Source organism: Streptomyces iakyrus, from assembly GCF_000717055.1.
In the GTDB taxonomy this organism is placed as follows: Bacteria; Actinomycetota; Actinomycetes; order Streptomycetales; family Streptomycetaceae; genus Streptomyces; species Streptomyces iakyrus.
On record NZ_JNXI01000030.1, the window covers coordinates 86,316 to 110,405 of the forward strand.

The 24,090-nt window shown below is 67.6% G+C and carries 23 protein-coding genes and 1 pseudogene; 8 read left to right on the forward strand and 16 right to left on the reverse strand.

Annotated elements, in window-relative coordinates; translation table 11 throughout:
- Positions 1–14 precede the first annotated feature (14 nt).
- Both OO68_RS36375 and OO68_RS36380 read right to left on the reverse strand, forming a co-directional pair.
- Complete coding sequence (locus OO68_RS36375) at positions 15–305, reverse strand: hypothetical protein (RefSeq protein ID WP_033313651.1); 291 nt, start codon at positions 303–305, stop codon at positions 15–17.
- Between the two features lie 108 nt (positions 306–413).
- Positions 414–767, reverse strand: a complete 354-nt coding sequence (locus tag OO68_RS36380) for an SPDY domain-containing protein (protein WP_033313652.1) — start codon at positions 765–767, stop codon at positions 414–416.
- 394 nt (positions 768–1,161) lie between these two features.
- On the opposite strand from OO68_RS36380, the gene OO68_RS36385 reads away from it, so the two are divergent.
- The 6 genes from OO68_RS36385 (at position 1,162) to OO68_RS36415 (ending at position 8,536) form a co-directional block, all read left to right on the forward strand.
- Positions 1,162–1,428, forward strand: coding sequence for a hypothetical protein (locus OO68_RS36385; protein ID WP_033313653.1), 267 nt, complete (start codon positions 1,162–1,164; stop codon positions 1,426–1,428).
- Positions 1,425–2,000, forward strand: a complete 576-nt coding sequence (locus OO68_RS36390) for an RNA polymerase sigma factor (protein WP_033313654.1) — start codon at positions 1,425–1,427, stop codon at positions 1,998–2,000. Before OO68_RS36385 ends, OO68_RS36390 begins: the two co-directional genes overlap by 4 nt.
- 242 nt (positions 2,001–2,242) lie before the next feature.
- Entirely contained in the window at positions 2,243–5,140 is a 2,898-nt protein-coding gene (locus OO68_RS36395) for an ATP-binding protein (protein WP_033313747.1), read from the forward strand.
- 438 nt (positions 5,141–5,578) lie between these two features.
- A complete protein-coding gene (locus OO68_RS36400; protein ID WP_033313655.1) occupies positions 5,579–6,088 on the forward strand; it encodes a hypothetical protein in 510 nt (169 codons plus the stop codon).
- Between the two features lie 474 nt (positions 6,089–6,562).
- Positions 6,563–7,075 (forward strand): hypothetical protein, encoded by a 513-nt coding sequence (locus OO68_RS46490; protein WP_157852799.1) that lies wholly within the window; start codon positions 6,563–6,565, stop codon positions 7,073–7,075.
- A 1,197-nt stretch (positions 7,076–8,272) separates the two neighbouring features.
- The gene (locus OO68_RS36415; protein ID WP_157852800.1) at positions 8,273–8,536 is read left to right on the forward strand and encodes a hypothetical protein; all 264 of its coding nucleotides are present in this window, start codon (positions 8,273–8,275) and stop codon (positions 8,534–8,536) included.
- A gap of 320 nt (positions 8,537–8,856) precedes the next feature.
- On the opposite strand, the gene OO68_RS36425 is transcribed toward OO68_RS36415, so the two are convergent.
- On the reverse strand, positions 8,857–9,090 hold the full coding sequence (locus OO68_RS36425) for a hypothetical protein (protein WP_157852801.1): 234 nt from the start codon (positions 9,088–9,090) through the stop codon (positions 8,857–8,859).
- A 158-nt stretch (positions 9,091–9,248) separates the two neighbouring features.
- Between OO68_RS36425 and OO68_RS36430 the strand changes: the two genes are divergently transcribed.
- Positions 9,249–9,428 (forward strand): hypothetical protein, encoded by a 180-nt coding sequence (locus tag OO68_RS36430; RefSeq protein WP_033313662.1) that lies wholly within the window; start codon positions 9,249–9,251, stop codon positions 9,426–9,428.
- Positions 9,429–9,583: 155 nt separating this feature from the next.
- Here OO68_RS36430 and OO68_RS43260 read toward each other — a convergent pair whose 3' ends face one another.
- From OO68_RS43260 to OO68_RS44795, 7 genes and pseudogenes are all read right to left on the reverse strand, one after another.
- Positions 9,584–10,417, reverse strand: coding sequence for an alpha/beta fold hydrolase (locus tag OO68_RS43260; RefSeq protein ID WP_051814934.1), 834 nt, complete (start codon positions 10,415–10,417; stop codon positions 9,584–9,586).
- 554 nt (positions 10,418–10,971) lie between these two features.
- Complete coding sequence (locus OO68_RS46495) at positions 10,972–11,151, reverse strand: hypothetical protein (protein WP_157852802.1); 180 nt, start codon at positions 11,149–11,151, stop codon at positions 10,972–10,974.
- A 357-nt stretch (positions 11,152–11,508) separates the two neighbouring features.
- Positions 11,509–12,084: a YbhB/YbcL family Raf kinase inhibitor-like protein gene (locus tag OO68_RS36440; RefSeq protein ID WP_033313663.1), complete on the reverse strand. Its 576-nt coding sequence runs from the start codon at positions 12,082–12,084 to the stop codon at positions 11,509–11,511.
- A 116-nt stretch (positions 12,085–12,200) separates the two neighbouring features.
- A pseudogene (locus OO68_RS48010) lies at positions 12,201–12,377 on the reverse strand (MBL fold metallo-hydrolase); the annotation flags it as partial.
- A gap of 33 nt (positions 12,378–12,410) precedes the next feature.
- Complete coding sequence (locus tag OO68_RS36445) at positions 12,411–13,748, reverse strand: MFS transporter (protein ID WP_245237329.1); 1,338 nt, start codon at positions 13,746–13,748, stop codon at positions 12,411–12,413.
- Positions 13,749–13,866: 118 nt separating this feature from the next.
- Positions 13,867–14,325, reverse strand: a complete 459-nt coding sequence (locus OO68_RS36450) for a MarR family winged helix-turn-helix transcriptional regulator (RefSeq protein ID WP_063739355.1) — start codon at positions 14,323–14,325, stop codon at positions 13,867–13,869.
- A 600-nt stretch (positions 14,326–14,925) separates the two neighbouring features.
- A complete protein-coding gene (locus tag OO68_RS44795) occupies positions 14,926–16,515 on the reverse strand; it encodes an SDR family oxidoreductase (RefSeq protein WP_078625680.1) in 1,590 nt (529 codons plus the stop codon).
- Positions 16,516–17,848: 1,333 nt separating this feature from the next.
- On the opposite strand from OO68_RS44795, the gene OO68_RS36470 reads away from it, so the two are divergent.
- Positions 17,849–18,598, forward strand: coding sequence for a Crp/Fnr family transcriptional regulator (locus OO68_RS36470; RefSeq protein ID WP_033313667.1), 750 nt, complete (start codon positions 17,849–17,851; stop codon positions 18,596–18,598).
- A gap of 624 nt (positions 18,599–19,222) precedes the next feature.
- Here OO68_RS36470 and OO68_RS36475 read toward each other — a convergent pair.
- The 6 genes from OO68_RS36475 to OO68_RS36500 all read right to left on the reverse strand — a co-directional run bounded on the left by OO68_RS36475 (position 19,223) and on the right by OO68_RS36500 (position 24,077).
- Complete coding sequence (locus tag OO68_RS36475; RefSeq protein ID WP_033313669.1) at positions 19,223–20,245, reverse strand: SpaA isopeptide-forming pilin-related protein; 1,023 nt, start codon at positions 20,243–20,245, stop codon at positions 19,223–19,225.
- Positions 20,246–20,361: 116 nt separating this feature from the next.
- Positions 20,362–20,892 carry an SPDY domain-containing protein gene (locus OO68_RS42705; protein ID WP_245237331.1) on the reverse strand — a complete coding sequence of 177 codons (531 nt, stop codon included), beginning with the start codon at positions 20,890–20,892 and terminating at the stop codon, positions 20,362–20,364.
- Between the two features lie 222 nt (positions 20,893–21,114).
- Positions 21,115–21,603, reverse strand: a complete 489-nt coding sequence (locus tag OO68_RS36485; RefSeq protein ID WP_033313670.1) for a hypothetical protein — start codon at positions 21,601–21,603, stop codon at positions 21,115–21,117.
- A gap of 29 nt (positions 21,604–21,632) precedes the next feature.
- On the reverse strand, positions 21,633–22,502 hold the full coding sequence (locus tag OO68_RS36490) for an SPDY domain-containing protein (RefSeq protein ID WP_033313672.1): 870 nt from the start codon (positions 22,500–22,502) through the stop codon (positions 21,633–21,635).
- Complete coding sequence (locus tag OO68_RS36495) at positions 22,499–23,728, reverse strand: ATP-grasp domain-containing protein (RefSeq protein WP_245237332.1); 1,230 nt, start codon at positions 23,726–23,728, stop codon at positions 22,499–22,501. The genes OO68_RS36490 and OO68_RS36495 overlap by 4 nt, the downstream gene beginning before the upstream one ends.
- Before the next feature lie 52 nt (positions 23,729–23,780).
- Positions 23,781–24,077, reverse strand: a complete 297-nt coding sequence (locus OO68_RS36500; protein ID WP_033313752.1) for a hypothetical protein — start codon at positions 24,075–24,077, stop codon at positions 23,781–23,783.
- Positions 24,078–24,090 lie beyond the last annotated feature (13 nt).

Here is a 24,090-nt window from a genome sequence, read left to right on the forward strand (position 1 = left end):
GGCTCGGTGCGGGTCTAGTTGCCGCCGGCGCGGCGGCGGGGGCGGCGCGGGGGCGCCTGGACCGGGCCCTGCCACGTCAGCTTGATGGCGACCTCCGGCGGAAGGTGGCCGAGCTGTGCGTCCTCGTCACGCCCTTCGGCGAGGTATACGACGGTCCGGCCAGTCTCGTCGACCGACTGCAGGACCTGCGCCAAGCGGTGCGCCATCGGGAAGAACGGGTTCATGGCCTGGCGGACCGGTGTACTCCGGTCGCAGCCGGACAACAGGTCGATGAGATCACCGACGGTCATCTCCGGGGACGTCACGAACAGCCTCCTGGGGTGCGGGGAAAACGGGGCAGTGGAACGGGACGGGCTGGCCTTCGGTACGGCCAGCGCTCACAGGGGGGGGACTACGTGTCGGTGTCCGCGCTGTCAGAGGCGGCGTGAGGTCTCCAGCACGCGCGCTACGGTGGCGGCGACGATGTCGGCCGGCGTCTCGGTGTCGAAGGACAGGTGGTAGCCGCGGACCTTGGCGGTTCCGGTGACAGCGATCTTCCATCCCTCGCCGTCCGTGCCGGGGCGGCCGAGCGGGAACCATCCGAGGTAGAACCGGCCGTCCTTGGAGCTGACGTGCACATCCGCGCGATCATCGACGATCAGGTGGAAGTCCTCGGCGGAGAACTGGTCCATGACCAGGGTCGGCTGACCGGGGCCGAGCTGCCACTGCCGCGGTCGCAGGGCTTCGACGGTGGTGGAGAAACCGGGGCCCGCAGGGGCTACGGTCACGGGCAATCACCTCTCTGACCTGGGGCTTCTTGCAAGGTCGTCTACGTTGACATGCCCTCGCGCCCGTTGGCCAGTCTTTCCGTGATGTTTCCTGTCTGCCCCCGGCGAACTGATGGATTACCGCCTTGCAGGGTCCCAGATTTCACTTCACAGTCTCAGGCCTGACTGCATATCAGCAGGACATATGAAGCGGTATTGAGACGGAAAACTATGGTGCCGTAGACGTGCAGCAGCACCAGCCACTGCGACTGTCGGTCAGATGTGCGGACTCACTGTCTAAATCGATGCGGGTGTTCGAATTTCCTTGCATCCCGGGGTGAACCCTGCCGTAGCGCGTTGACCATAGCCGTTGACGGCGGCTAAACACTTCGGGTGGGGCGAGAGATGAACAGGCATGAACGCCATCACAGCCCTGGTGCAGGGGTTTGAGGAGGCAGCCTTCGTGCGGCACGTGTTGCCGTGGCAGTCTGCCTGCTGCGTCTTACTCATCGTTGGAGTGGTGAAATTCCTTTCGGAGAGGTCGCGCCGCAAGACCCTGCTGGCCATCACCACGCAGGCGCCGCCCGGCACCGTAGTGACCCAGGAGGGCGGCATGGGGGGCCCGAAAATGTGCATTCAGGTCGGAGTCGGGGCAGTGCCGCTTCTGGAGCGGGACTCATGACGCCCCGAATCCCGCCGAGGCACCAGGATGAGATTGCGGCCCTGTACATGCAGTTCCGCGGTGGCATGGTCAAGTTCGCGGACCGGTTGCTCGGTAGCGATCGTCACATGGCTCACGACCTGGTTCAGGAGACATTCAAGGCCGCTGCCCTGCAGTGGGGCACCTTGCGTACCCGTACCGAGCGCCTTCAGCGGGCGTGGCTGTACCGAGTGCTGAAGAACAAGGTATTCGACCAGTGGGGAGCAGCCAGACGCTTTGTAGACAGCGTCAGCGGCCAGGACATGGTGACCGACCTGGATACGCCACGGACGGCGATCTCCAATCTCCTTTTGCAGAAGTGCTGGAAGGTCATCGACAGCATGCCTTGTGCTCAACGACGGGTGGCACTCATGAAGTGGCAGGGCGAGTGGACCAACCGTGAGATCGGCGCACACTTGGACATCGCTCCGAGCACCGTACGGGTCCATCTGAGGAACGCGCGGAACACGCTGGTCGCGGAACTGGGGGACGAGGTCGTCTTCCCATCTGAGTGGAGGGACGACGACGATCCAGGAGAGGAGGCAGCAGGATGAGGAACGCCCAGGACTGGTCGGACGTGCCCAACCTCCCGTCTCGATCAAGCATGTCCGTCAGGGCTGACGCCCTCCTCAAGCAACTCGACCGCGTAGTGGATGCGCAGGTTTCGACGCAGAGTGCTACTGAAGGCTTGAATGAGTTTAGGAAGTGGATGGCCGAGGAGAGGCCGTTCCTCCAGGAGCAATGCGAGCAGTCGGCGCCGTTTTCCGAGGATCAGCTACATGAAGCGGCAGGGCATATGGCGCATGAGCTGCGGCAACCGATGGCCCGGGACGACTTGTTGCTGGAGCGCCACGAGGAATTTTACGCAATCGACGAAGCATTGGCGGAGCTGGGCAGAACCACCGACGGCGTGCGACGACCGCGGCGCACCGGACTGCTCGCCTTCACCGGCCCGGCCGGACTGGGCAAGACGGCGCTCATCGCGGAAGTGCGCGCCCAAGCCGCGGCACACGGGTTCACGGTGCTCTCGGGCAAGGGCGGCGAGAAGGAGCAGGCGTTCGCGTTCCACGTGGTGCGTCAACTGGTGCAGCCCGCCTTGGCAGCGATGGACGAGGCGGAGCGCCGTGCCTTCCTCTGTGGTTGGTACGACATCGTCGCCGCCGCACTCGGACTCAAGGCACCAGAGCCCGCTCGGGCACCGGACCCGACCGGCGTGCGCGACGGCCTCGACTGGGTCATGACACGCCTCACGGTCAGGAACGCGCCCGTCGTCCTGCTCTTGGACGACATGCACTGGGCCGACGTCGAGTCTCTGAACTGGATCGCTTCCTTCGCCCCACGAGCCGAAAATCTCCCGCTGCTGATCGTCTTCGCCTACCGGCCGGACGAACTGCCGGCCGAGGCCACCACTTTCCGCGCGCTCATGGAGCGTCACAGGAACCGTCCCTACGCCCTGAAACCACTCACGCCGTCCGGCGTGGCACGAATCATCAGGGAGAAGGTGAGCGAGGGAGCCGCAGACGTGTTCTGCAAGGAATGCTGGATGGTGACCGGAGGGAGCCCGTACGAGGTCGTTGAACTCGCCATTCGGCTCGGCGAACGTCAAGTAGCAGGCATGCACGATGAGTTGCCCGTGGTGCGGGAACTAGCCTCGGCAATCAGGGGCCGCGGGCTGATCGAGCGACTGCAAGGGCTCGGTGCGGCGACTGTCCGCTTCGCGTGGGCCGCCGCCGTTCTGGGCACCCCCATCTCGCCGGATCTCGCGGCTACCCTCGCGGTTATCAATAGCGAGGAGGCTGCCGATGCCATCGGGGCACTGCGCGCCGCACGAATCCTGGCAGACACCCCCGGACAGGGCGGTGGCCTGGAGTTCGTACATCCGCTGATCGCCTCGACGATCTACCGGGCCATTCCCACGGCCTTGCGAGTCGCTATGCACAATTTCGCGGCTGAAGCCGCCCTCGCTACGGGGTTCGGTCCCACCGCCGCTGCCCAGCATCTGCTGGAGGTGCCCTGCGAGGGCAGGCCCGAAGTAGTCGAATGTCTGCGGGATGCCGCGCGGGAGTACCTTCGCGCGGGGGCGCCGGAGGCCGCTCGCCGAGTCCTGAGCCGGGCGCTGCTGGAGCCGCCCCTCCCGGAGAACCGTGCGGCGATCCTCCACGAACTGGCCTGCTCGACCTCCCTGATCGATCCCAGGGCCACAGTCAGTCATCTCCGGGCAGCTCTGTCAGAACCCGGAGTTGACCCCGATCTGAGGGCCTCCATTGTCCATCGGCTGACGCAGGCGCTGGCCCACACCGACCAGGTAGCCGAGGCGGCGGCGCTGGCCGCCGACGAGGCACGACAGGCGACCAACCCACGCATCCGGCTGCGTATGCAGGCCGATCACTTCGTATGGAGCGCGCTCCGCATCGACGAGCCCGACTCGCCCGCCCGCTCACGCCGGCTGGCGCGGCTGGCCGAGCGCCTGACCGGCCGCGGCCTGGAGGAGCGGTACATCCTGGGCCTGCGAGCCTGGGACGCCATGATGCGTGGCGAGCCACGGCAATCCGTCCTCTCGTATGCGGAGGATTCCCTGCGCGGCGGACTGAGCTGGACTGATGAGAATTGGGGCTTCGAGGTACCCGTTTCCGTCGCCCTCGTCTTCATGTATTGCGACCAGCCACGACGGGCCGAGGAGCTGTTCGCCGAGGGGATGGCCGAGTGCGAGGCCAAAGGCTGGCGCGGCTCCCACCTGGCTGTCGGACAGACCCTCTTGGCCTACATCCTCTACCGTCGCGGCTGTCTTACCGAAGCAGAGGCACTGGTACGGGAGGGCCTACGCACTGCAGACCGGGTGGAAGGCGCGGTGCCCGCCCAGTGGTTCGCCATCGGCATCCTCATCCAGACCCTTGTCGCCCTCGGGCGGACGGCGAACGCGCGTGAGCTCGCCAATTCCTACCACTACGGCGAGGTGGTTCCGAATGCCGTCATCTACCCGGAGCCCCGCACGGTGTACGCCGAACTGCTCCTGGCCGAGGGGCGGCTGTCCGAGGCAGAGTGCCTCCTGTCCGACGTCGGGGACTGGCTGGAGTCCCGGAACTGGCGCAACCCGGCCTGGTGCCCCTGGCAGTTGCACCTGGCGTCCGCTCTCGCCTCCACCGCTCCCGACCGGGCGGTCCGCCTCGCCCGGGAGGCCGTCCAACGGGCCCGGCACTTCGGTGCGGCCTCCGCGATCGGCCAGGCACTCCACACCGAGGCCGAAGTGACCGGCGGACGGGCAGCACTCGACCTGTACGCCGAGGCCGTCGACCACCTGGAACGGTCTCCTGCCTCGTACGAGCTTGCCCGGGCCCTGGTCGGATACGGCGCCGCCCTGTACCGGAACGGCCAGCCACAAGAAGCCGCAGACCGCCTCTACCAGGGCCTGGAAGCAGCTGTCCACTGTGGCGCCGAGGCACTGGCCGACCACGCCAGAGAGGAACTCTCGGCAGCCGGACTGCGGCCGCTGCGCCACGTGCAGAGTGACACACTCACCGCTCATGAACGACGCGTTGCCGAAATGACGGCCCAAGGCCACCCAGCAGCGGTGGTCGCAAAGCAACTGCGCATCACCGAACAGGGTGTGAAGCGACTCCTCTCCTCTGTCTACCGCAAGATCGGCACCGACAACACCGGTCTCGCCACAGACCTAAATACACTCTCCCGCTTGTAACGATGCCGCGCAGCGCCCGTCGGCCCAACGGTCAGGCCCGAAAACGGGCGCCGCGCGACTCGTGTCCGTAGTCCGAGCCGGGCGTCCAATCACCCGGCAATTCACTCTGCTTGCGGACTCAACGAACGAGGCGGACCAGGAGTGAGGAAACAGTACTGTTTCGCCGCTTAGGAAATGACACAAAGCTGAGACAGTACTCAGACGCCACGGCGTGAGACTGTCCCAAAATGTGCAGGCCATCGCGTCGCTGCATGACACGGAAGTTGAGAACACACCTCGGTGCGGGATCTCAAATTCGGCTGCACAGTCTCATTGCCCCGCTTCATATCGGCTGCACTTATGAAGCAGTCGTGAGATTTCGCAGGTCCGCGACCCGCTCATTGGGCGTCGTCTCGGTTCGCCGTTCTGAGGGCTCCCAAGCCTCGTAAGCTCGGCGACGTGACTCCTGAGATCGATCCCCACGATCCCCGCTGGACGCTGCTTCCCGCGACCCTCACTATCACCGTGCCCCACTCCACCGACCTGGCGGAGCTCGGGCACCGGCTCGTCAACGCGGTGTGCACGGCTTCGACGACTGAGGACGAGCTCGGTCCGGCCCGGCCACTGACCCTCTCCTTGTGGCAGTTGGAGCTCCAGACCGCCATCGTGGCCCAGGTCATGGCGCGGGCCGAGCGCGCCCGCCGACTTGACGTCATGGACGGCCGAGAGATCGTCCGCTACGGCATGGCCCTGTGCGCGCTGAGGCTCGACGAGCCTGAGGGCTGGGCCGGCTTGGACACGCTGGCGCGCGTCAAGCGCGCCGTGGACATCGCTCTCGGGCAGCCCGACGACCCACTGCTCCAGGCTGTGGTCATGCCGATCTCCGAGCGGGAGTTGCGGGAGACTCTGACTGAGGAGATCGCCCTCTTCGAACCAGCCACGCGATCGGACCCTGTCGATTACCGCTGACCCACGGTGATTCGGTGGCCAAATCTCAGTACCGGTGGCCAATCAGCCACCAACCTGAAAGGGGCCGGTCAGCCTGTTCACTCTTTCGAGTGCGTCAGACGTGATGCAGCCTTCCCCATGGACAGTCTCCTAGCAGCGCGTCTAGTCAGCCACGGGGAGCAATGATGACCAGCCCAGACGTCACGCTCAGCCTCCGATGCCGCGATGGTGCAGCGCACGAAGATCGATGGACGAGAGTTTCAGCCGATCCCACGCACCCTGCCCCGTGATCGCACTGCACGTGCGACCCCGAAACGTGCGCGCACGGGAAGACCAGCCCCTAGACTGCGCGCTATGTCCGATGCCGCAGAAGCCACGCCTCACGTCCGTGGGTCGTACGCGCGCGCGACATCTATCAAGCCTCTCGCTGATGTCGATCTGCTAGTTCAGTTGGGGCCCATCCCGGGGGCGAGCCCTCGGGCCACGTTGCGGAACTTGCAGCTCGCCGCAATTCAGCTGCATGGCAAGCTCATCCGCCACGGGATCGTGGAGTTCCCAGCTGGGTCAGGAAAGTCCCAATCGCTGGGCGCGCTGCTGCGCAGGGCCCTGGTCCTCAGGGACGCGAAGGCGATTCTTGACGAGGCGCAGGATCAGCGGGCAACTGCTGATCTCGCCCAGCGTCTTCTCTCTTCCGCCGAGAAGGACACTCGGCTTCCGTCGATCACAACGCCAGTGAGTCGTTCGACGACGATCTGGGGAGCCGGCCCCGTGCCAGCTCCCGACGAGTTGGCGGCGGCCAACGAGGCCGTCTCGCTGTTTTGGCTCGTCGCAGTAAACCTGCTCTCCGAGCATCTTGCCTCAGGCCGCTATGAGTTGGGTTCTCACGCACCACCACATGAGTCCTCACCATGCGGGGTGATCGGCCTATCTGCGCCTCGGGTACCGCGGGCACCGGGAGGACTGGCTGATCTGCCGGTTCTTTCCCACATGTGCGTGCTTGCCGCCTGAGCTGTTCGGCTACGGGCGCCTGACGCCCGTAGTTTCGAGAGGTACACCAGTGGACGGCCTCACCTTGTTGGTGTTGGCGGTGGTTGGGCTCATCACTCTTGTGCTCGTGATGGGCGAAAGACTGGCCAGCGACGTCGAGCGGTTTTTCACTACGTGGATCGGCGTCTTCCAGCGACTCCGTGGTCTTCTTCGGAGGCGGCCCCCTCCGAGTGGCCACAACAGCGAGGACGGTGATCGCTGAGCGACACAGGGGACCACCACCGGCCTGTAGCAAGCAGACCGTCCAGCCCACACCGATGAACTCCTACCCTCAAGGTTGCCCAAGCCAGCTGCCTCGTCGTCGGCATCGGATCCGGCAGGGGCGAGTGGCGCCTGCCTCGGTGCAGTTCGTGGTCGACCGTGAGGAAGAGGTCATCGTCAGGCCGTACGGACGCCCCGACCAGGACGGTGCAGTGCCCGTACGCGCCGAGGGCCTTGCTGCCGGCCGCCAGCTGCGCCCACCCCTCGCGGAGTCTTCTGAGTCCAACGTCGCCGCCCTTGGCCTCGATCAGCCAGTACAGCTCCTCCGTCTCGTGGAGGACCCACAGGTCGGGCAGCTTCTTTAAGAATGCCGCCGGCTACCGGCTGGGCATGAAGATGACCGAGTGGGCCTGCCGATCGCTGCTGGGCCTTCTGCGGAGATCGAGGTCGACACTGCCCAGGACCGCGGGGCCTGGCGACTCGCAGTCAGACCGTACCGGGTGAACAGGTTCTCCAGCCCGGCACGCCGCTCGACGTACGACTCGCGCGGTCGGCGGGGACGGGCACGGTGCGCAGCTGCGCGGTGGGAGCCGGGATGCCGGGGTGTCACGGGGTGTGCGCCGAGGTAGGCGTACAGCGGGGAGACGCGGGCGACGCGAGCGCAGTGCCAGGAAGGCGAGCATCTGGGCGCGGGCGGCACCGATGAGCGCGTCGTCGCTGTCGCCGAGGCGATCGCGCGCTGCGCTCGGTGCCGTGCGCGTAGACCGGATTCCAGGTCAGGCGCCGACTCTTGGCCCCCGGCAATCGCCATCGCCCGGCGCACCCCAGGACTGCGCGCCGAGGACCAGCCGCGCTGCGGCGGCGCCGGAAGCCGGCGGCGGCCTTCGGTGAGGGAGCGGTACCGGCCGCCGCGGTGGCCAGTCCGCCCGCAGGTCCTTGCAGGATCTGCTGCGGATCGTGCGCGCCCTGCCTGACCAGGGCCGGCTCGACGGGCGGCTGACGGACTACCTCGGGCAACGTGGTCACGGCGTCAATGCTCAGCAGGCCGGACGCCCCGGGTATTCCGACCGCGAGTTCCAGGCGGTCATGGCCGCCGCCCGCTCGGACGTGGTCGCAATCCGCGACCGGCTCGCAGGGGGCGAGCGGCTGCTGGAGCAGTTCCTCACCGAGCCCGAGACTTGGCCGCCGCCGAGCGAGATCAAGGGGCGCGGCTGGAGATGATGGCGCGCACCGGCCGGGTCCAGGTGGACTATCGAGGACTGCCGGTGGGCGGCTTCCCGTTGGCCTGCTACGCCCTGGCGAGGCAGCTGTTCGTGGTCGACCAGGACCTCGCCCCGCTGCTGTGGTACGCGGCTGGCCTGAGCGGCCGCAACCCGGAGACCTTGAAGGAACTGCCCGCCACGCACCGGGTGGTGGAGAAACGGGCGGTGGCGGTGATGACGCTGACCAAGCGGCGCCGGGGCAAGGCCAACTCCCGCAGCACGATGCACTGGAGCGTCGATCCGGATCCGGCCCCGGCAGCTGAAGGCGATGGGGAGTTTCTACCTGATGCTGCACCGGATGATGGCCCGCAGCCGGGCGTTCTCGGGCACCTCCTCGGTGTGGTCGATCTGGGCAGGCAACGGCCGCAGCGCCGTCCGGCATGCCGCCACCGGCGGACACACCGGCCTGTTCGACGCCGAGCTGGCCCGCAAGCTCAAGCTCGGCGCGTGGGCGCAGCGCCACGGCTTGGTCGCCGACGACGGGGCACCGCTGGAGATGATGCTGACCCGCATGAAGAAGACGGTCGAGGCCCGCACGGCCAAGCGCGTGGGCGGGCATCTGCCGTCCGCACGGCTGACCAACACCGCGCAGACCTCCTACGCGCCCTACCTGCGGGCGGATCCGTTCATCACCGAGTGGGCCGCCGAGGTGCTCACAGAGGCGATCACTGATGCCGAACGGCACGCCCGCGAGGTCGTCGTCCGGCTGGGAGGGGCCGATGCGGGCGGTGCGCCAGCACACCGCCATCACCGCCGCCCTGCCCCACCTGGCCGCCGAAGGACACGCGGCCGTCCTGCTCGCGCGCCCCGGGGCCACCGGGTGCGGGAGCACCGGAGCGCTCCTAGCCTGAGGGAAACCGCAGCTCACAAGGGAGGGCGGCCGTCATGCCTCTCTGGAAGGGCCACATCAGCTTCGGTCTCGTGTCCGTGCCCGTGCCCGTGCCCGTCAGCCTGGTCCCGCCGAACCGAAGCACTACCAGCAACAACAACTACCAACAGGTGGGCGTCATCGTTCTGCGCCCGCCGAGCGAATCGCGACCTTGGTGACGAACTCTGCGATCGAGTCGTTCACGACCGCCTCTGCCTCGTCCATGATGAAGTGCCCGGCATCGCGAACGAGGACGGATCGGAAGTTCGCGATACGACCGGCAAGGTCGTCCAGGTATGGCGTGGAGGTCTCGTCGCTGCGAACATGACGCATTGGGGTTGTGGCGTCGACGTAGGTCGCCTGCAGGGCGAGGACGGGAACGGTCGGCCCAATGCGGTCGATCGCAGTGTCGTACTCGTTGATGTCCCAGTGCTCGATGGCCTGACCGTAGCTCACAAGCTCCGGGGCAGGCGTGTGATCGATTTCCGCGAGCATCTTGGCGCGGCCTTTCGCGTCCAGGTCGCTGTGCAAGGCTGCGAAGGTGTCTCGCAGGAAGCCCTTGAACTGCTCGTCCGCAAGAGCAGCAGGCTTGTCGGTACGATCGGCCCTCCTGCCCCCGTCGAGGAGAACGACACCGAGCGTGCGATCCGGCCGGTCTGCAGCTATCTGCAGCGCAACGCGGGAACCGAGGCTATGACCGGCCACAACGACATCTCCGAGCTCGAGCGTCTCGATGAGGTCCTCGATGTCACGCGCCGACTGGTCGATGCTGAAGTCCGCATACTCGCCTGAGGATTCGCCATGACAGCGCTGATCCACGGCGATCACGGTGAACCGATCGCTCAGCCCGCGTGCCTGCGCGTCAAAGTCGGAACGGTTGCAGAAGCTGCCATGCACGAAGATGATGGCCGGTCGCTTGTCCCCATGGCTGTCGTAGGCGATGCGCGCGTCGGGGAAGTCGAGAAATGTCACTGTTGTGTCTCCAGTTCGAGATGGCGGGCGGCGCGGGTGCCCGCGCGTCAACTCGGTTGCGCGAGCGGGTTGCTTGTCGAGGCCCTGAAGGTGATGGCCGACTATCTCCTCAGCGGTCAATGAGCTGCCGCGAGTTCATTCGACGTCCGTGAGGACCACCTCGCCCATCCGGGCGTTGAGCACGCCGGTGAATTTCCTGATGCTCCAGCAAAAGTGCTTCCACCTCTTCGGTGGAGGCGTGCTCGCTGTCGAGCAGCGTCTGCCATGCCGTTGCCGGGAGCCGCCCGGGTGACACGGAGACGAGGCGGCGCAACGAGGGGAAGGCGGCTGTGGTCACCGAACCGTCCGCGCCGACCTGGAGATCGGCCGCGGCGTTGGAGAGGATGGTCTCGAAGTCGATGTTGAGGAAGCTCGGCTGGATGACGAACCTTGGCCTCGCTGTGCGAGAGCGGGTGGGTGAGTAAGCCCTTGAACCGTGCGTTGATCGACACGACCACGGCGCCGAGCTGGTAGGCCGCGAACACGGTCACCGCCCATTCCAGCGGATTCGGCGTTCACAGCGCGATCACGTCGCCCTTGCCGATGCCGTAGGCGCTGAGTCCGCCCGCCGCCCTGGCGGTCAGAGAGCGCATCTCGTCGAAGGTGACACGCTGATCCTCGAACACCCATCCGCAGCCGCCGGGCCAGCGTTCCGCTGCGGCGTCTATGGCGGCACCGACGGTCAATTCCGTCAACGGCAGCGAAGCTGGAGGCAAAGGCACGGACGTCATTGCGAGCGGCACCTCCCCTCTGGATCGATCGGGAAGCGGCGGCCGTCAGGGTGACCGTCGCTGATGTCGATGTTGGAGTCCAGCAGTACTCACGGGCAAGAGATTTAGGTTTCTGGCAGTCCCTCTGTCCGCGTACAAGGTCACGCGCAATGACCCGTACAAGGCCACCTACAAAAGTCGGGTGCCACACCGAGGGGGTCGGCCGATAGCTGCCGAGCCAGGCCGGGCCGTTTCGTTGACTGCTTCCACGGTGTGGGCAGTGTGGACTTGAACCCGACGTATGAAAGGTTCTGGCGTGGCTGTTGCTCCGCCGGTTCAATGTCACCGTGTGTAGAGACCGTCGAGGCGGCCGCGGGCCAGGACCGGGCCCCTCACGGTGGCGAGCACCGTTCGGGGCTTGGCTGTGTCCAGCGTTGCGCCGCCTACCGCCGAGGTGATGGCGGTGGGCAGGGCGAACAGTTGGAAGACGTACCGGTGCACGCCATGTCCCTTGATCGGTTCGGGGCCCATGTAGCCGCGGCCCATTGTTGAGCGAAGTACCCGCACTCCCTGGACCGGACTGCCTGCGGCGTTCAGAGCTCCGGTGGGCAACGTGACGAGATCGGGTTCGAGTAGGGCAGCACAGTGGACGAACGGGGTGCGGGTGGGAGAGTCGATGTCCTCGACGACCAGCAACAGTTCGGCGGTGCCTTCAGGTGTGTCGTTCCAGGCCAAAGCAGGAGAGCGGTTCTCGCCGCCGGCGCGCTTACCGACGTGAGCTTTAGGGATGACGCTCTCGTGTGCGAAGTTGGCGCTGTGAAGGCCCAGCACCTCGGGGCCAGCCATGGCGGGGAGGTTCCAGGCCAGATTGGCTTCGCCGGCGCGCTTGTTCTTCAGAAGGGTTCCGAGGATCGTCACGACAGGTCCTTGTTGTAGTACGCAGGGGTGGGGCTGTTCGGGCGCGTTGCATGCCGAGCTGGCTATGTCGGGCGTGATGCTGCGCGCACGCGGTTGTCGGTTGGGCCGGTCCCTCATCAGCGGACGGCCGTGAAGTCGGTCGGCCTCGGCCCTGGCAGCCGCGTGCGTTCTGTCAGGGCTCGCAGCCGCTGGGACATCTCGTTCACGGTCAGGCGGCAACGGCCACCGTGGCCTGGCAGGATCCATTCGAATCGCAGGCGTCCGGCCGTCCTGGCCAAGGAGGCGGCCGACTCGGTGTCAACAGCTTGACGCACAGAGGTATGCGTCTACGCGGATGCCCTCCGGGGAATGGTGCGGTCCACGACAGAGACCAGGAGCAGGACCAGGCTGACGCCGATCATGATCCAGGCGATGAGGTGGATACCGGAGTCGCTGACACTGGTGTGGAAGACGAGTCCGATGATGGCCGAGGAGGCGATCGAGCCGAAGTATCCGAAGGTGCGCAACAGGCCGGAGGCAGTGCCGAGTTGCTCGGGTGGGGCCTGGGCGTACAGGGCGGTCTGATTGCCCGCGGCGGCGAATCCCACCGCCAGCCCGAAGACGATCGTGATGATCACGACCCAGCCGATCCAGACCGAGGCGCTCAGCGCCAGCACCCCGGCCGCGCCGATCAGGCAGACGGTCGCTGCGGCGATGACGGGGCCGCGAACGAGGTTGCGTCGGGAAACCGGCGCAATGATCAGTCCGGAGACCAGCGTCATGGGAAGCAACAGCAGACCGGCCTGGGATTCGCTGAGTCCCCGTACGCCCGAAGCCCACTGGGTGATGCCGTACAGGACCACGTACTGACACAGCAAGGTCAGCCCGTAACGCAGGTAGGTACGGGAGAGCGGCTTGTTGGCGGCGAGCATCCGGACATCGAGGAAAGGCACCGGCGCGCGCAGCTGCCACCACACCAGGACGATCCACAACGCGACGGAGATGCCCAGCAGGAACCAGTGCGCGGTGGGCAGGAAGAAAAGGAACAGCAAGAGCGAGGTCATTGCCGCGGCAAAGCCGGCGATGCCACCGACGTCCAGGCGAACGGCCAGCTCACGCAGTCGGGGCCGATGCTCGAGCGGCCCGTCGGGCGCGACCCAGACCAAGGTGGCGACAAGAGCGAGCAGCGCGACCGGCACATTGACGAAGAACACCGAGCGCCAGCCGAGCGTGCTGACCAGGAGTCCTCCGACTGGCAATCCGAGAGAGGCGGTGGCGATGCCGGCGATCTGCAGGCCGCCGAGCACACCGCCGGGCGGTCGGCTCAGGCCCGCGTCGCGCGCCCGGCGCTGGATGAGCAGCATGGCGGTCGGGTAGGCGCAGGAAGTGCCCAGGCCGATCAGGATGCGGCTGACCATCAGCGTGAGCAGATTTTGGGCAAATCCGCCGAGCAGGCCGCCGGCGGCCACCAGGATGATGCCGGCTATGAACACGCGGCGCGGCCCGAGGACCTCGGCGGTCTTGCCGGCGGTCGGCTGAGCGACAGCACTGGCCAGATAAAGGGCGATGACCAGAACCGCCGTCTGACCGATCGGCACGCCCAGGCCGTGCGCGATCGGAATCAGGGCGGTGGCAATCAGCGAGCTGTTGATGGGGTTGAGGGCCGAGCCGATGAACAAGGGCATGGTGAACCGCCACGAGAACGGGCGGTCCGGCGGGGGTTCGGTGTCGCGCGGGGCGACGGAGGCGTGTGCATCAGGTGGTACGGGCATGGCAGCTCCCGGTGGTGTCTGTTAGTTGGTGCTAGAGCAGGCCGGCGAGCCGCTCGATCAACGGGGCTGCGGCGGACAAGGTCTCGATGTCCTTGTCGGTGAAGGAGTCCTTGAGAGCGGCCGTGACCTTGTCGTCCACGGCGTTGCGTCCCGATTGGATGGCCGTCCGGCCCTCCGCTGTGAGGCTCAGGATCGAGCGGCGTCCGTCCGTGGCGTCCGGGTTGCGCTCGACCAGGCCCAGTGCCTCCAGGCTCGCGATCGTCGCCCCCATCGCCTGCGGGGTGATCCGCTCTCGCCGGGCCAGGGCCGAGGTCGTCATCGGGCCGAGCCGATCGAGCCGCGACAGCGCGGTCAGCTGCGGATTGCTCAGATCACCGATCCTCGCCACCTCCTGGAAACGGCGCGTGAACGCGCTGATGGCGATCCGTAGGCGGTTGGCGGTCTCACGGACGTCCTGCACCTCGCCGGTGCGGCTCTCAGCGGAACTCATATATTAAAGCTAGGCTTAACAACCCAGGTTTGCAAAACCCAGCCTTCATAAATCCAAGGTGCCTGGTCCGCACGGTGACCCAGACGTGGGCGCCGACGCGACTGCAGGCGACGATCACCTGCCGGCCTGCGGAGTCGAGACGGTGGACTGGATCGGATGCAGGGTGCGCCAGCCCTTGAACCACCCACCTCGACGCCCTGCTTGACGTACCCGTGCACTCGGCCGTGAGGAGGAGCGATGTCGACGCAGGCCCGGACGTCGGGGCCGGGCAGCAGTGGGTGGGCCGGGCGAGTTAGGAAGTCGCAGTGCACGCGCCCAAGCGACGGGCTCCAGGTTCACGCCGCAGAAGTCGGTCTCGCCACGCATGCTCGCCCACCGCGCGAGCGGCAGCTGGATCTCGAAGCCGGCACAGTCAGCCTTGTGCGCGACCGACCACACGGTCGGCCAGTCGATGCGGTGCCCGCTCTGGAGCGCATCTCTGGTCTTGAGGCGACGGCGTGACGGACAAGGCATGTGCTAGCCCGTCACGACGTCGGCCATGGGCGGGGCAGCGCGCTTCAGATGAGAAGGCCCCTGCCGGTCCCCTCATGGGCGTTGCGGCTACGCCTCGCTGCCGAGAGCCGATCGCATGAGCTCGGCGATCCGCTCGTAGTGCTGCTCCGAGGCTTCCTCGTGATACGACGCGTCGAGGACGGTGAACCCGTGGAACGTGTCCGGGAACGTCTCCGAGGTGAACTCGGTACCAGCGTCGGTGAGGATCCGATCGAGCTTGGCGATCTCCTCCGAAGGCATGAACGGGTCGTCTGCGGCGTGGCCGAAGAAGTAGCTGGCGTTGGTGCCGGCGGCGACGGTTGCGGGACTTTCCGGCTTGCCCGAAGCCAGGTGCGGCCCATGGAAGGTCGCGACCGCAGCGACCTGCTCGGGGAGATGTCCGGCGGTCCAGACCGCCAACGGCCCGCTGAAGCAGTAGCCGACGCAGCCGACCTTGCCAGGCCGTGTGGTGGGCAGCTTCGCCAGAGCGTCCAGGTAGAACTCGGCGTCACTCTCGAGTAGGTCCCTCGTGAGGTGCGCGCTCCGGTTCAACAGGGTCGTCAGGTGGTCGGGGTTGGCGGCCGACAGCGGTGGGTCCAGCGGTGCGCCTTCCCGGTAGGTCAGGTTGGGCATCAGAACCGTGTAGCCCGCGTCGGCCACACGCTGGGCCATCGCCATGAACACAGGGCGCACACCCATGACGTCCGTGTACATGAGCACTCCTGGCCACGAGGTGGAGTCCGAGCCGCGCGGGGTGAAGACGTAGCAGTCGGCTACGCCGTCGCGGGTTGTCACGTCGACGGTGGCCGCCGGCCGCACAAGGGGCTTCAGCCGCTTGTTGATCTCACTGTTGGAGGGTTTGGATGTGTTCTCCTCCTCACCGAAGAAGACGCCAAGGCCAATCGTCTGGCCGCCGTCGACGACCACTTCGGTGCCGGTGACGTAGGCGGAGTCGTCCGAGGCGAGGAACAGCGCGGCCGAAGCCACCTCCTCGGGCTGCCCGACCCTGCCGAGCGGCGATGACCGGACCTGCCACTGGATCGAGCTGTTCTTGTCCCGGATGTGTCCCCCGGTGGGCGGAGTGTCGATCAGCCCCGGGACGATGGTGTTGACCCGGATACCGTGCGGGCCGCCCTCCATCGCCAGGTGCGGCGCGAGCGACGAGACCGCGCCCTTGGCGGATCCGTTCATGCTCAGCGCGACCGCGACGACCCGGCGCGACATGATGGTGCCGGTGTTGATGATCGAGCCGCCGCCGCGGGCGACGAGGTGCGGCCATGCCGCCCGGGTCGGGAAGACCACGACATCCAGGGCGTTGCGGACGTTGAACCGGTAGTCGTCGATGGACCCCGTCATGAAGGGCCCGGTCCTCGTGCCGCCGGCGTTGTTGTAGAGGATGTCGATACCGCCGAACTGTGCGACCGACTCCTCGACCCACGCGGAAACCTCGTCGTACGAACCGAGGTCCACCGGGGCCTTGGAGAACATTTTCCCGCCGAGTTCCTCGACCATGCGCGCGGTTTCCTCCGCCCCCTTCACGTCGAGGTCGCATCCCGCTATTGCGGCACCTTCCTTCGCGAAGAGAAGTGCCGCCGCCCTGCCCAGACCTGAACCAGTCCCGGTGATCAGCGCAATCTTTCCTTCAAGGCGTCCAGTCACGATTCTTGAATCTCCCTAGCGTCAATGCACATCAGCGTTACTGAAAGCCTTCACTTACGAACGCGATTTATGGTTACGCCCAGCACGGGGTGAGCCGAAAGTGCGGGCCCCTCCTCGAGTCGAGGGCCGCTGACGCACCTGCACCTTTGAGACCCGGACGGTCCCGCGCTGGCCATGTGCCCATCGTCTGCCCGCCGAGCTCGGGTGAGAAGTAACCTGGGTCACTGGTCAACGCGGGAGGGGAGCTGTACCCGGCGCGGTCGCGTCCCTCACGGGCACGGTGCGGCACCGGCGGCACCCCGGTGAACGACGCCCGCGTCACTCTCGTCGACGAGGCACGCAACATGGTCGCCATCCACACCACCAAAACGGACGGCGGGTGCACCTTCGCGGACCTGTCCGGCCCCACGTACACCGCCTCAGCGCATTGCTCCCCTTGTCTCGGTGCGCTCGACGACCAGTCCCTAAGCCGCCTCGGTGACACGCGTTAATCGCACATCGAAAACGGAGAACAAGACATCTGCGAGAGATTCGACCCCCATGCACAGGATGTCCCGCAAGGGCAACGTTCCTTCATGCCGCTCCTGAACGAAACTGCGGTCTGAACCATTTTCACGAAGCCCTATCGCCCCCGCCGGACCACCGGACCCTTGACCGTAGAACACGCCCTCTGAGCACTCCTCGCCGACGGCGGGGGCACAAGATGCGCGACCGGCCGTACCGCCCCCGAGACAATTCCCTTGCCGGAAGACTCGAGCGGGTCGACGACTGGAAGGGCGTCGTCTCCCTCATCGGCGAGCACGGTCAGGTCGTCGTGGACACGGCGCCGGGGGCGAGGCCAGGCGAGAGACACCGTCGTGGTGCCCCCGAAGCGACACGCTCGCCATCCGGACGGATCAGGCCGAAGTTGTGGCCGCCACTGTGACCAGGGTCGTCCCGCACGGCAGCGGTCTGGAGGTCGAACTCGCCGTTCGTATCGCAGACGCTGACAGTTCGGGAGCACGTGATACCCGGCACGTCCCGCGCCCCGGGTGGCAAGGTCACCGTCACCATGCCGTCCACCGTGCGCGCGGTGCCGGCCTGATGACCAGACACGACCCCACCCGCGGATTCCCTCGAACTGGCAACTACGGCTTGTAGGCCTGGCCCCCTGTTCCCCCCACCGCCTCATCGACTGCGACGAAGATAGGAGCAAGATCGGCAACCGCGTCGAGGCGTGTGATGTGGTCAGCCAGGCCGGTCACATCCAGCCCTTCTTCCGCCTGTAACGTTGCGAATACGCCGAAGACCTGCAGCCCACCCAGCGTGGGCTGCGGCTCGAAAGGAGAGATGCATGGCGCCGAACGGCCGAGGGCTACTCGACAGCTTCGCCCGCTTCTCGCCTGAGGTCGCCGACGCGTGGCGGAACAGCCACTTCGGCGGCTTCTCACCCGGGGCACGGCAGGCGATGGCGGACACTGCGATCCAGTTCGACCTCGCCGGCGGTGAGTCGGTGCCGCTTACCTCCACTGCTACCGGGTTTCCTGTCGGCACCTGCCAGCCCGGCCTGGTTGTCGACGGGATGCTGCGCGTGTACGTGACCTCGCAGCGCCGCCAGGTCACCACCCGGTACGCCGGCCCGGGAGACGCGTTCGGCATTCCCACCCTGATCGAGAGCAACGACAACGCCCGCATTGAGGCCTCGGCGCAGGCACTCATCGACACACGGCTGCTGTTGTTGTCGCCCGCCACGCTCACCGAACTCGTCAGCCGGGACCTCAGCGTCGCACAGGCCACTATCACGGGGCTCCAGAGTTCACTGCGCGACAACCTATCCCTCGTGGCGGAGAACGTGATCTGGCCACTGCGCCAGCGCCTCGCGCGGCACCTGCTGGACCTGGCCGTGCGGGAGGGCCCGGACGTCGTGGTCCCCGCCACCGTGCAGACGATCGCCGACGCGACGGGCACCGTGCGCGAGGTCGTGTTTCGACTGCTCAAGGAGATGCGCGAAAGCCGTCTCGTCGAGCGTCGCAAAGGCCCCCTTGTGCTGCTCGACCTGCACGCGCTCCATCAGATCGCGATGGGTGATCCGGACGGGGTGTGACCCTGCGCGAGGTCACCGGCCCGCGCCCGGATGGCATGTGCGGACCGGGAGTTGACGGCGATGGTGAGGCGGAGCAGGCGCCGACTGTCCGACCGGCAGCCGACCCCACCACCTACTCCCGTAACCAGGCAACCTATGCCGAACATGGCATGGCGGGGCTGGTGCGACGCGCCACCCCGGCCGGTGCCTGCGAGACGGGGTTGATCGGCGACTTCCACCCTCGCCACCGCCCTGCCATCGGGGCGCGGACCCTGACCGAAAGGCTCCTCAAGGTGGTTCGCTATGGACAACGGACAGCGAGAAACCCTGTCCATAACTTCGGCTCGAACGCGAGCCCGCCAGGCAGCGCCCCCTGCCCGGGCACGCTGTCGCGGCTTGCGCCAGCATCGGTTCCACAGGCGGGCGAAGCCCCATACATCCGTTCTACGGCGCAGGTGAGGGCTCCGCGACCTCGGATAACGACGCTGGCCGACCGGGCATGAGGCGAACCGCGATCCACGATCACAAAGTTCCGCGCAAGGGCTTCACGTCGTATGTCCTGCGGAACGCCCAACAGCTTTGGCGGCGGATGCGCACCAGGCCCCCGGGACTCGGTCCCGGGGGCCTGCGATGGAGGAGGGTCGATCAGTGGGTCTCGGTGTTGTCGTCCGGCTCCGACCCGGTGCCCGTACGGCGGCGCGCGGCGACGACTGCGCCGGTGCCGCCGGCGAGCAGGAGTCCGGCCCCGCCGAGGAGCCACGGGGTGGCGTCGGCACCCGTGTGGGCGAGAGAGCCGGACGGGGCTCTCGGCGACGCTGGCTGCGTACCCTCCGCTGACGGCACGAGCGAGGACTCAGAGTCCGGCTTGCCGGTGGCCGTCGAGTCGGGCTTCGACGCGCCGGAGCTGCTCTCGGTCGGCGTGGACGGGGCGTCGGTCGGCTCACCCGTGGGCTTCTGGGTCGGGGTGAGCTTGGGGGTGGTGACGGTCTTGGCGTTGGTGACGGTCACGGTGACCGGGGCGCCGGGCCCGGCAGTGAAGGTCTTCGCGGCTTTGTAGAGGTCGTAGCCTTCGGGGGCCTTGATCTGCTTGACCCAGAACTCGGCCTTACGGCTGGAGACGGGCAGTTCGCCGGCGGCGGTGCCCTTCGGGCCGGTGGTGAGGGTGAGCATGGTCTTGTCACCGCTGCCGATGTTCACGGTGGAGCCGGGCAGGAGCTTGCCGGTCTTGTCGTCCTTGGCCTTCAGCAGGACCTGGGCGGGCTTGAACGGGTCGACGATCGTCAGGCGGGCGGTGGCGCCGGGGGTGACGATGACGTCCTGGTCGGCGACGACGTCGTGGAGCGGACTGCCGGAGGCCGTCTGCTTGAGCCGGTAGACGCCCGGCGCGAGGTCGGGGAATGTCAGCTTTCCTTGGGCATCGGTCTTCCCGCGTCCGGTTTCCTGGCCGGTGGAGTCGAGCAGTAAGAACACGGCGCCGGGCAGGGGATCTCCGGCCGCATCCTTCGCAGTGATCTCGACGCTGCCCGCGTCCAGGGCCGGTGTCTCGGCAGAGGCGGCCGAGGCCGAGGGGGTCGGTTCGGAGGGCTCGGCGCTCGCGGCCGGCGCCCAGGTCAGGGCGCCGGCCGCCATGACGGCGACAGCAGCGGATTGGACCAAACATGCATGCACGAGGAAGAGGACTCCTTGGGACGGGGAAGGTCATCGGCTGCGGCCAGAGACCGGGGCGGCAGGTGTCGGAGGGATGGGCGTGCTGCCGTGCTGTTGCTTGCCTGTCGGGGTGGCGATTAGAGGGCGCGGCGGGTCTGGACGGGGACGTCCTGGACGGTGCGCTGCAGCGGTTCGGTGGAGATGAGCGAGGCGGTGAAGGCCGCGGCGAGCGTGGTGGGCGTACCGAACGAGAAGCGCGCCGTCCAGTGCGGCTCGCTGGGGTACCCACCCCAAGCCCGCCAGGCCAGCTCGCTGGAACCGCCGGTGGCGTAGCGGTGGCGTACACCGCCGAGTCCCTCCGGGGTGAGGAAGGTCTGGGTGCCGTCGGTCTTGACGGTGTGGCTCCAGCCGCGGGTGAGTAGCGGCGTGTACGCCTCGTACGGTGCCGTCTCGTCCTGGAACAGCTGGTCCTGGTCGCTGAACCTGTCCTCGAGATAGAGGTCGAGCAGCTCGCTGTGGACGTCGTGCAGCAGCTCGGCAGGGGTGGTGGCGTCGAAGGTGATCCGCCAGGCGGGCGAGGTGAACGGGCCCCGGTGGGCGTTGATGGTCCACGTGCCCTTGCCGGGTTGTCGGGCTGGGGGTCGAAGGTGGTCTGCAGGCGTAGGCACGGGCTGAACGCGGCGGCCGTGCCTGCTTCGGTCTGGGCGAACGGCCAGCCCTCCTCGAAGGGGAAGGCCCACACGGCGCGAGGGTCAACGGCGCCGGGGCCAGCGAGGTGACGAGGCAGGACCTGCACGCTCTGGGCCGGGTCGAGGTTCTCAAGGGGGTGGGTGAGCGTGGGCAGGGCTCCTGCGGAGAAAGTACGGACTGCCGGGTTGGAAGGGCGCGGCTCAGCGAGTGCGAGCGCCGCCGCGCGCGGTCGGCGGGGCGGGAGCCGTGTGCGTGCTCCTGCTGGCGGCGCGGTTCGGCGCGGACGCCGCCCATGCCCCCGGGAACCAGACAGCGGTGTATTGCTCGATGGCGTCGCGAAGCCCGGTGAACTCAGCTCCCTCCCACGGTGGTTGACCGGCGCGGTGGTACTTGTTGAAGGTGCCGTGAGTGGAATTGTTCAGGGGCCTGTTGCTTGCCACGTCGCGGCGGTGGAAGGTGCCGTGGTTCAGGAAGCTGAGGCTGACCGCATCGATCTCGCCGCGGTCCGGGTGGACGACCGCAAGGCGTAGACCGCCGTATGTGTCCGCGTAGATGGAGCGGGTGAAGTCGATTCGGAACCGAAGGTGCGTGCCTGGAGTCGGCACGGCGAGGTAGGTGTTGCCCACGACGGTGCTGTCGTGAAAGGGGAGGCGGAGTTCGGCGAAGAACTCAGGGGCCTGCAGGGACAAGGAGGATCTCCGGTCGGGTCAGGAGCGTGCTACCGGCGGCCGGGCAGGGCCGGTCGGCTGGTGGTGCTCCAGCGCGGGACGCTGGCCGCGGGCAGCGCAGCCGGACGGCGGGAGGAGACGGCCCGCTGCACGTCGAGCGGAGTGGGAGCCGGCGGGCCCGGCGGGAGGATCGGGGTGAGCTGGGCCATCCCTTTGATGTAGCTGGAGGTCACCTCGCGCCACCGGGGCAGGGGAGCCGGATCGGCGACGCACTCGGTGACGGCGGTGAGCAGGGCGACCGGGGTGTCGGTGCTGGCCGTGGCGTACCAGACGGGCCGGTCGATGGACTTGCCCGCCCACAGCTGCCAGCGCGCGTCGCGCGTGGTCAGTTCGGCTTCCGGATCGAGGTCGCCGGTGGTGAACTCCATGCCGGCGAGCCCGTCCGGGGCCTGGACCGCGAAGACGCCCCAGCGCGGACGGTCGATCTCCCAGCCCTGCTTCAGAAGCGGCACGACCGCGAGGAAGGGATCGTGCTCGTCGATGCCGGAGTTCGGCCGGGCAAGGTAAGCATCCGGCCCCTGCTCGTACGCCGTGGCCAGGATGGTGGTGAACGCCTGGACAAACTCGGTGGGAACGCGGTCGTTGAAGCAGACGCCCCACGCCGGCGGTCCGAAGGAGTCCTTGTAGGCGTTGATGCGCCAGAGCCCGTCGTCTTCGCCTTCGGGCAGGTAGCCCAGGCGCACGCGCCGGTCGGGAGCGCTCACGCACACGTTGGAGTCCTCGTCGTACCGCAGGTCCCAGCCGAGGTCGAGCAGCGGGGCGAGGGCGGGGTCGCCGGTCCCGGTGGTGGAGGCGAGGTGGCGCGGGGAGACGTAGACGTCGCCGTCGATCTCGTGGTGCGAATCGGGCTGTGGGTTCATCGGTCTGCCCTCGTGGTGACGGTGATTTCGTCGGCGGCTGTGTCGAGGCGTTCGGTGACCTCGGCGGTGGTGCGGCCGGTGACGACGTAGAACCCGGCCCGGGCGGTGAACAGGTCGCCGTCGGGCGGCAGGACGAGCTCGTCGCCGATCTCGCGGATCCACTGCACCTGGCGCAGCCAGGGGGTGTGGGCGGCAAAGGGCTGGTTGATGTGCCGGGCAGTCAGGGTGCCGGAGGCATCCGGGTAGAGCATGCGGATGCCCGCGGCTCCGCTGCGGGTCGGGGTGAGGTCCGGCGCTCGGCCGCAGGCGAGGTCGGCGGCGGCCCGGGGCAGGTCTATGCCGGTGGCCAGACGGACAAGGTGGCCGATCATGTCGCCGCCGATCCTGGCATTGACCTCGATCAGCCGCGGCCGACCGTCCACCAGGCGCAGCTCGACGTGCTGCACACCGTCGGTGATCCCCAGGGCCTTGACCGCAGCAGCGGCGGCCGGGGCGACCTGGGCCAGGAGCGGGTCGGCGGCATCGACGGTGTGCCCGGCCTCGTCGAAATACGGCGCGGGGCCCAGGTGCTTGCGGGTCACGGCGACCGCCGTGGTCGCTCCGCGGTGGGTGACGCATTCGACCGAGAATTCCGGCCCGTCGAGGTATTCCTCGACCAGGACGCCGGTGTCCTCGCGACTGCGGCTCGCACCGGCCGAGGCGAACGCGAACGCGGCGGGCAGTTCTTCGGGCCGGTCGACGCGGATCACGCCGATGCTGCCCGCGAAGGCCGCGGGCTTGATGACCGCCGGCAGGCCGAGGGTCATCGTCGCCAGGCCGGCCTCCAATAGAGTCCGCGCCCTCATCGAGGCGGCCGAGGGAACGCCATGGCGGGCGAACAGGGTGCGGGCGGTTGCCTTGTTGCGGCAGGCCCGCATCACCTCGACGGACGTCGAGGACAGACCGAGCGCGCGGGCGAGACGGGCGGTGGGGACGAGGCGCCACTCGTCCCAGGTGACCACGCCGGCAAGGTCATGGTGCTCGGCCAGCGCCCGGCCGCCGGCGAGCAGCGCTGCGGGGTCGCTCAGATCGACCACGGTGTGGTCGACGATGAACGGCTCCTCCCACGACGGCTCGGTGCCGGTGAGCAGGACGACGTCGTACGCGGCGGCCACCTGCTCCAGGCAGTAACCGCGGTAGGTCTCGTCGCCGGGAGAAACGACGAGCACGAGAGGACGAGCGGACAAGAAGGGGTTCTCCGTATCGGTGGACGGCGGGACGAGGGAAGAGAGGGGTGTCTCAGGCGGCACGGCGGCGACGCAGCTCGAACGCCGCAGCCCAGTGAGGGTGTTCGCTGATCAGGCGGCGGGCGTAGAGGGCGGTGTAGTTGTTGTTAAGCCCGGCGACCCCATGAGGGAGCTGGCGGCGCAGGTCCTCGAACAGGTCCTTCAAGCTGACCCGGGTTGCGCCGGCGGCCAGTCGACGAGCGGCCATGCGTTCCAGGGCCCGGTGGACGTGCGGGTTATGGGCGTCGAAGGCGTGGAACTGCTCGGTGAGGGAGCGACCAGTCGCGCGGTGCGATCCAAGGGCGGCAATGGACGTAAGTTCT

Coding starts and splice junctions, on each gene's coding strand:
- OO68_RS36385 (WP_033313653.1), top strand. CDS start 1,162: ATGAACGCCATCACAGCCCTGGTGCAGGGGTTTGAGGAGGCAGCCTTC.
- OO68_RS36390 (WP_033313654.1), top strand. CDS start 1,425: ATGACGCCCCGAATCCCGCCGAGGCACCAGGATGAGATTGCGGCCCTG.
- OO68_RS36395 (WP_033313747.1), top strand. CDS start 2,243: ATGGCGCATGAGCTGCGGCAACCGATGGCCCGGGACGACTTGTTGCTG.
- OO68_RS36425 (WP_157852801.1), bottom strand. CDS start 9,090: ATGCGGGTCAGCATCATCTCCAGCGGTGCCCCGTCGTCGGCGACCAAG.
- OO68_RS36430 (WP_033313662.1), top strand. CDS start 9,249: ATGCCGAACGGCACGCCCGCGAGGTCGTCGTCCGGCTGGGAGGGGCCG.
- OO68_RS36445 (WP_245237329.1), bottom strand. CDS start 13,748: ATGCCCTTGTTCATCGGCTCGGCCCTCAACCCCATCAACAGCTCGCTG.
- OO68_RS36450 (WP_063739355.1), bottom strand. CDS start 14,325: ATGAGTTCCGCTGAGAGCCGCACCGGCGAGGTGCAGGACGTCCGTGAG.
- OO68_RS36470 (WP_033313667.1), top strand. CDS start 17,849: ATGGCGCCGAACGGCCGAGGGCTACTCGACAGCTTCGCCCGCTTCTCG.
- OO68_RS36490 (WP_033313672.1), bottom strand. CDS start 22,502: ATGAACCCACAGCCCGATTCGCACCACGAGATCGACGGCGACGTCTAC.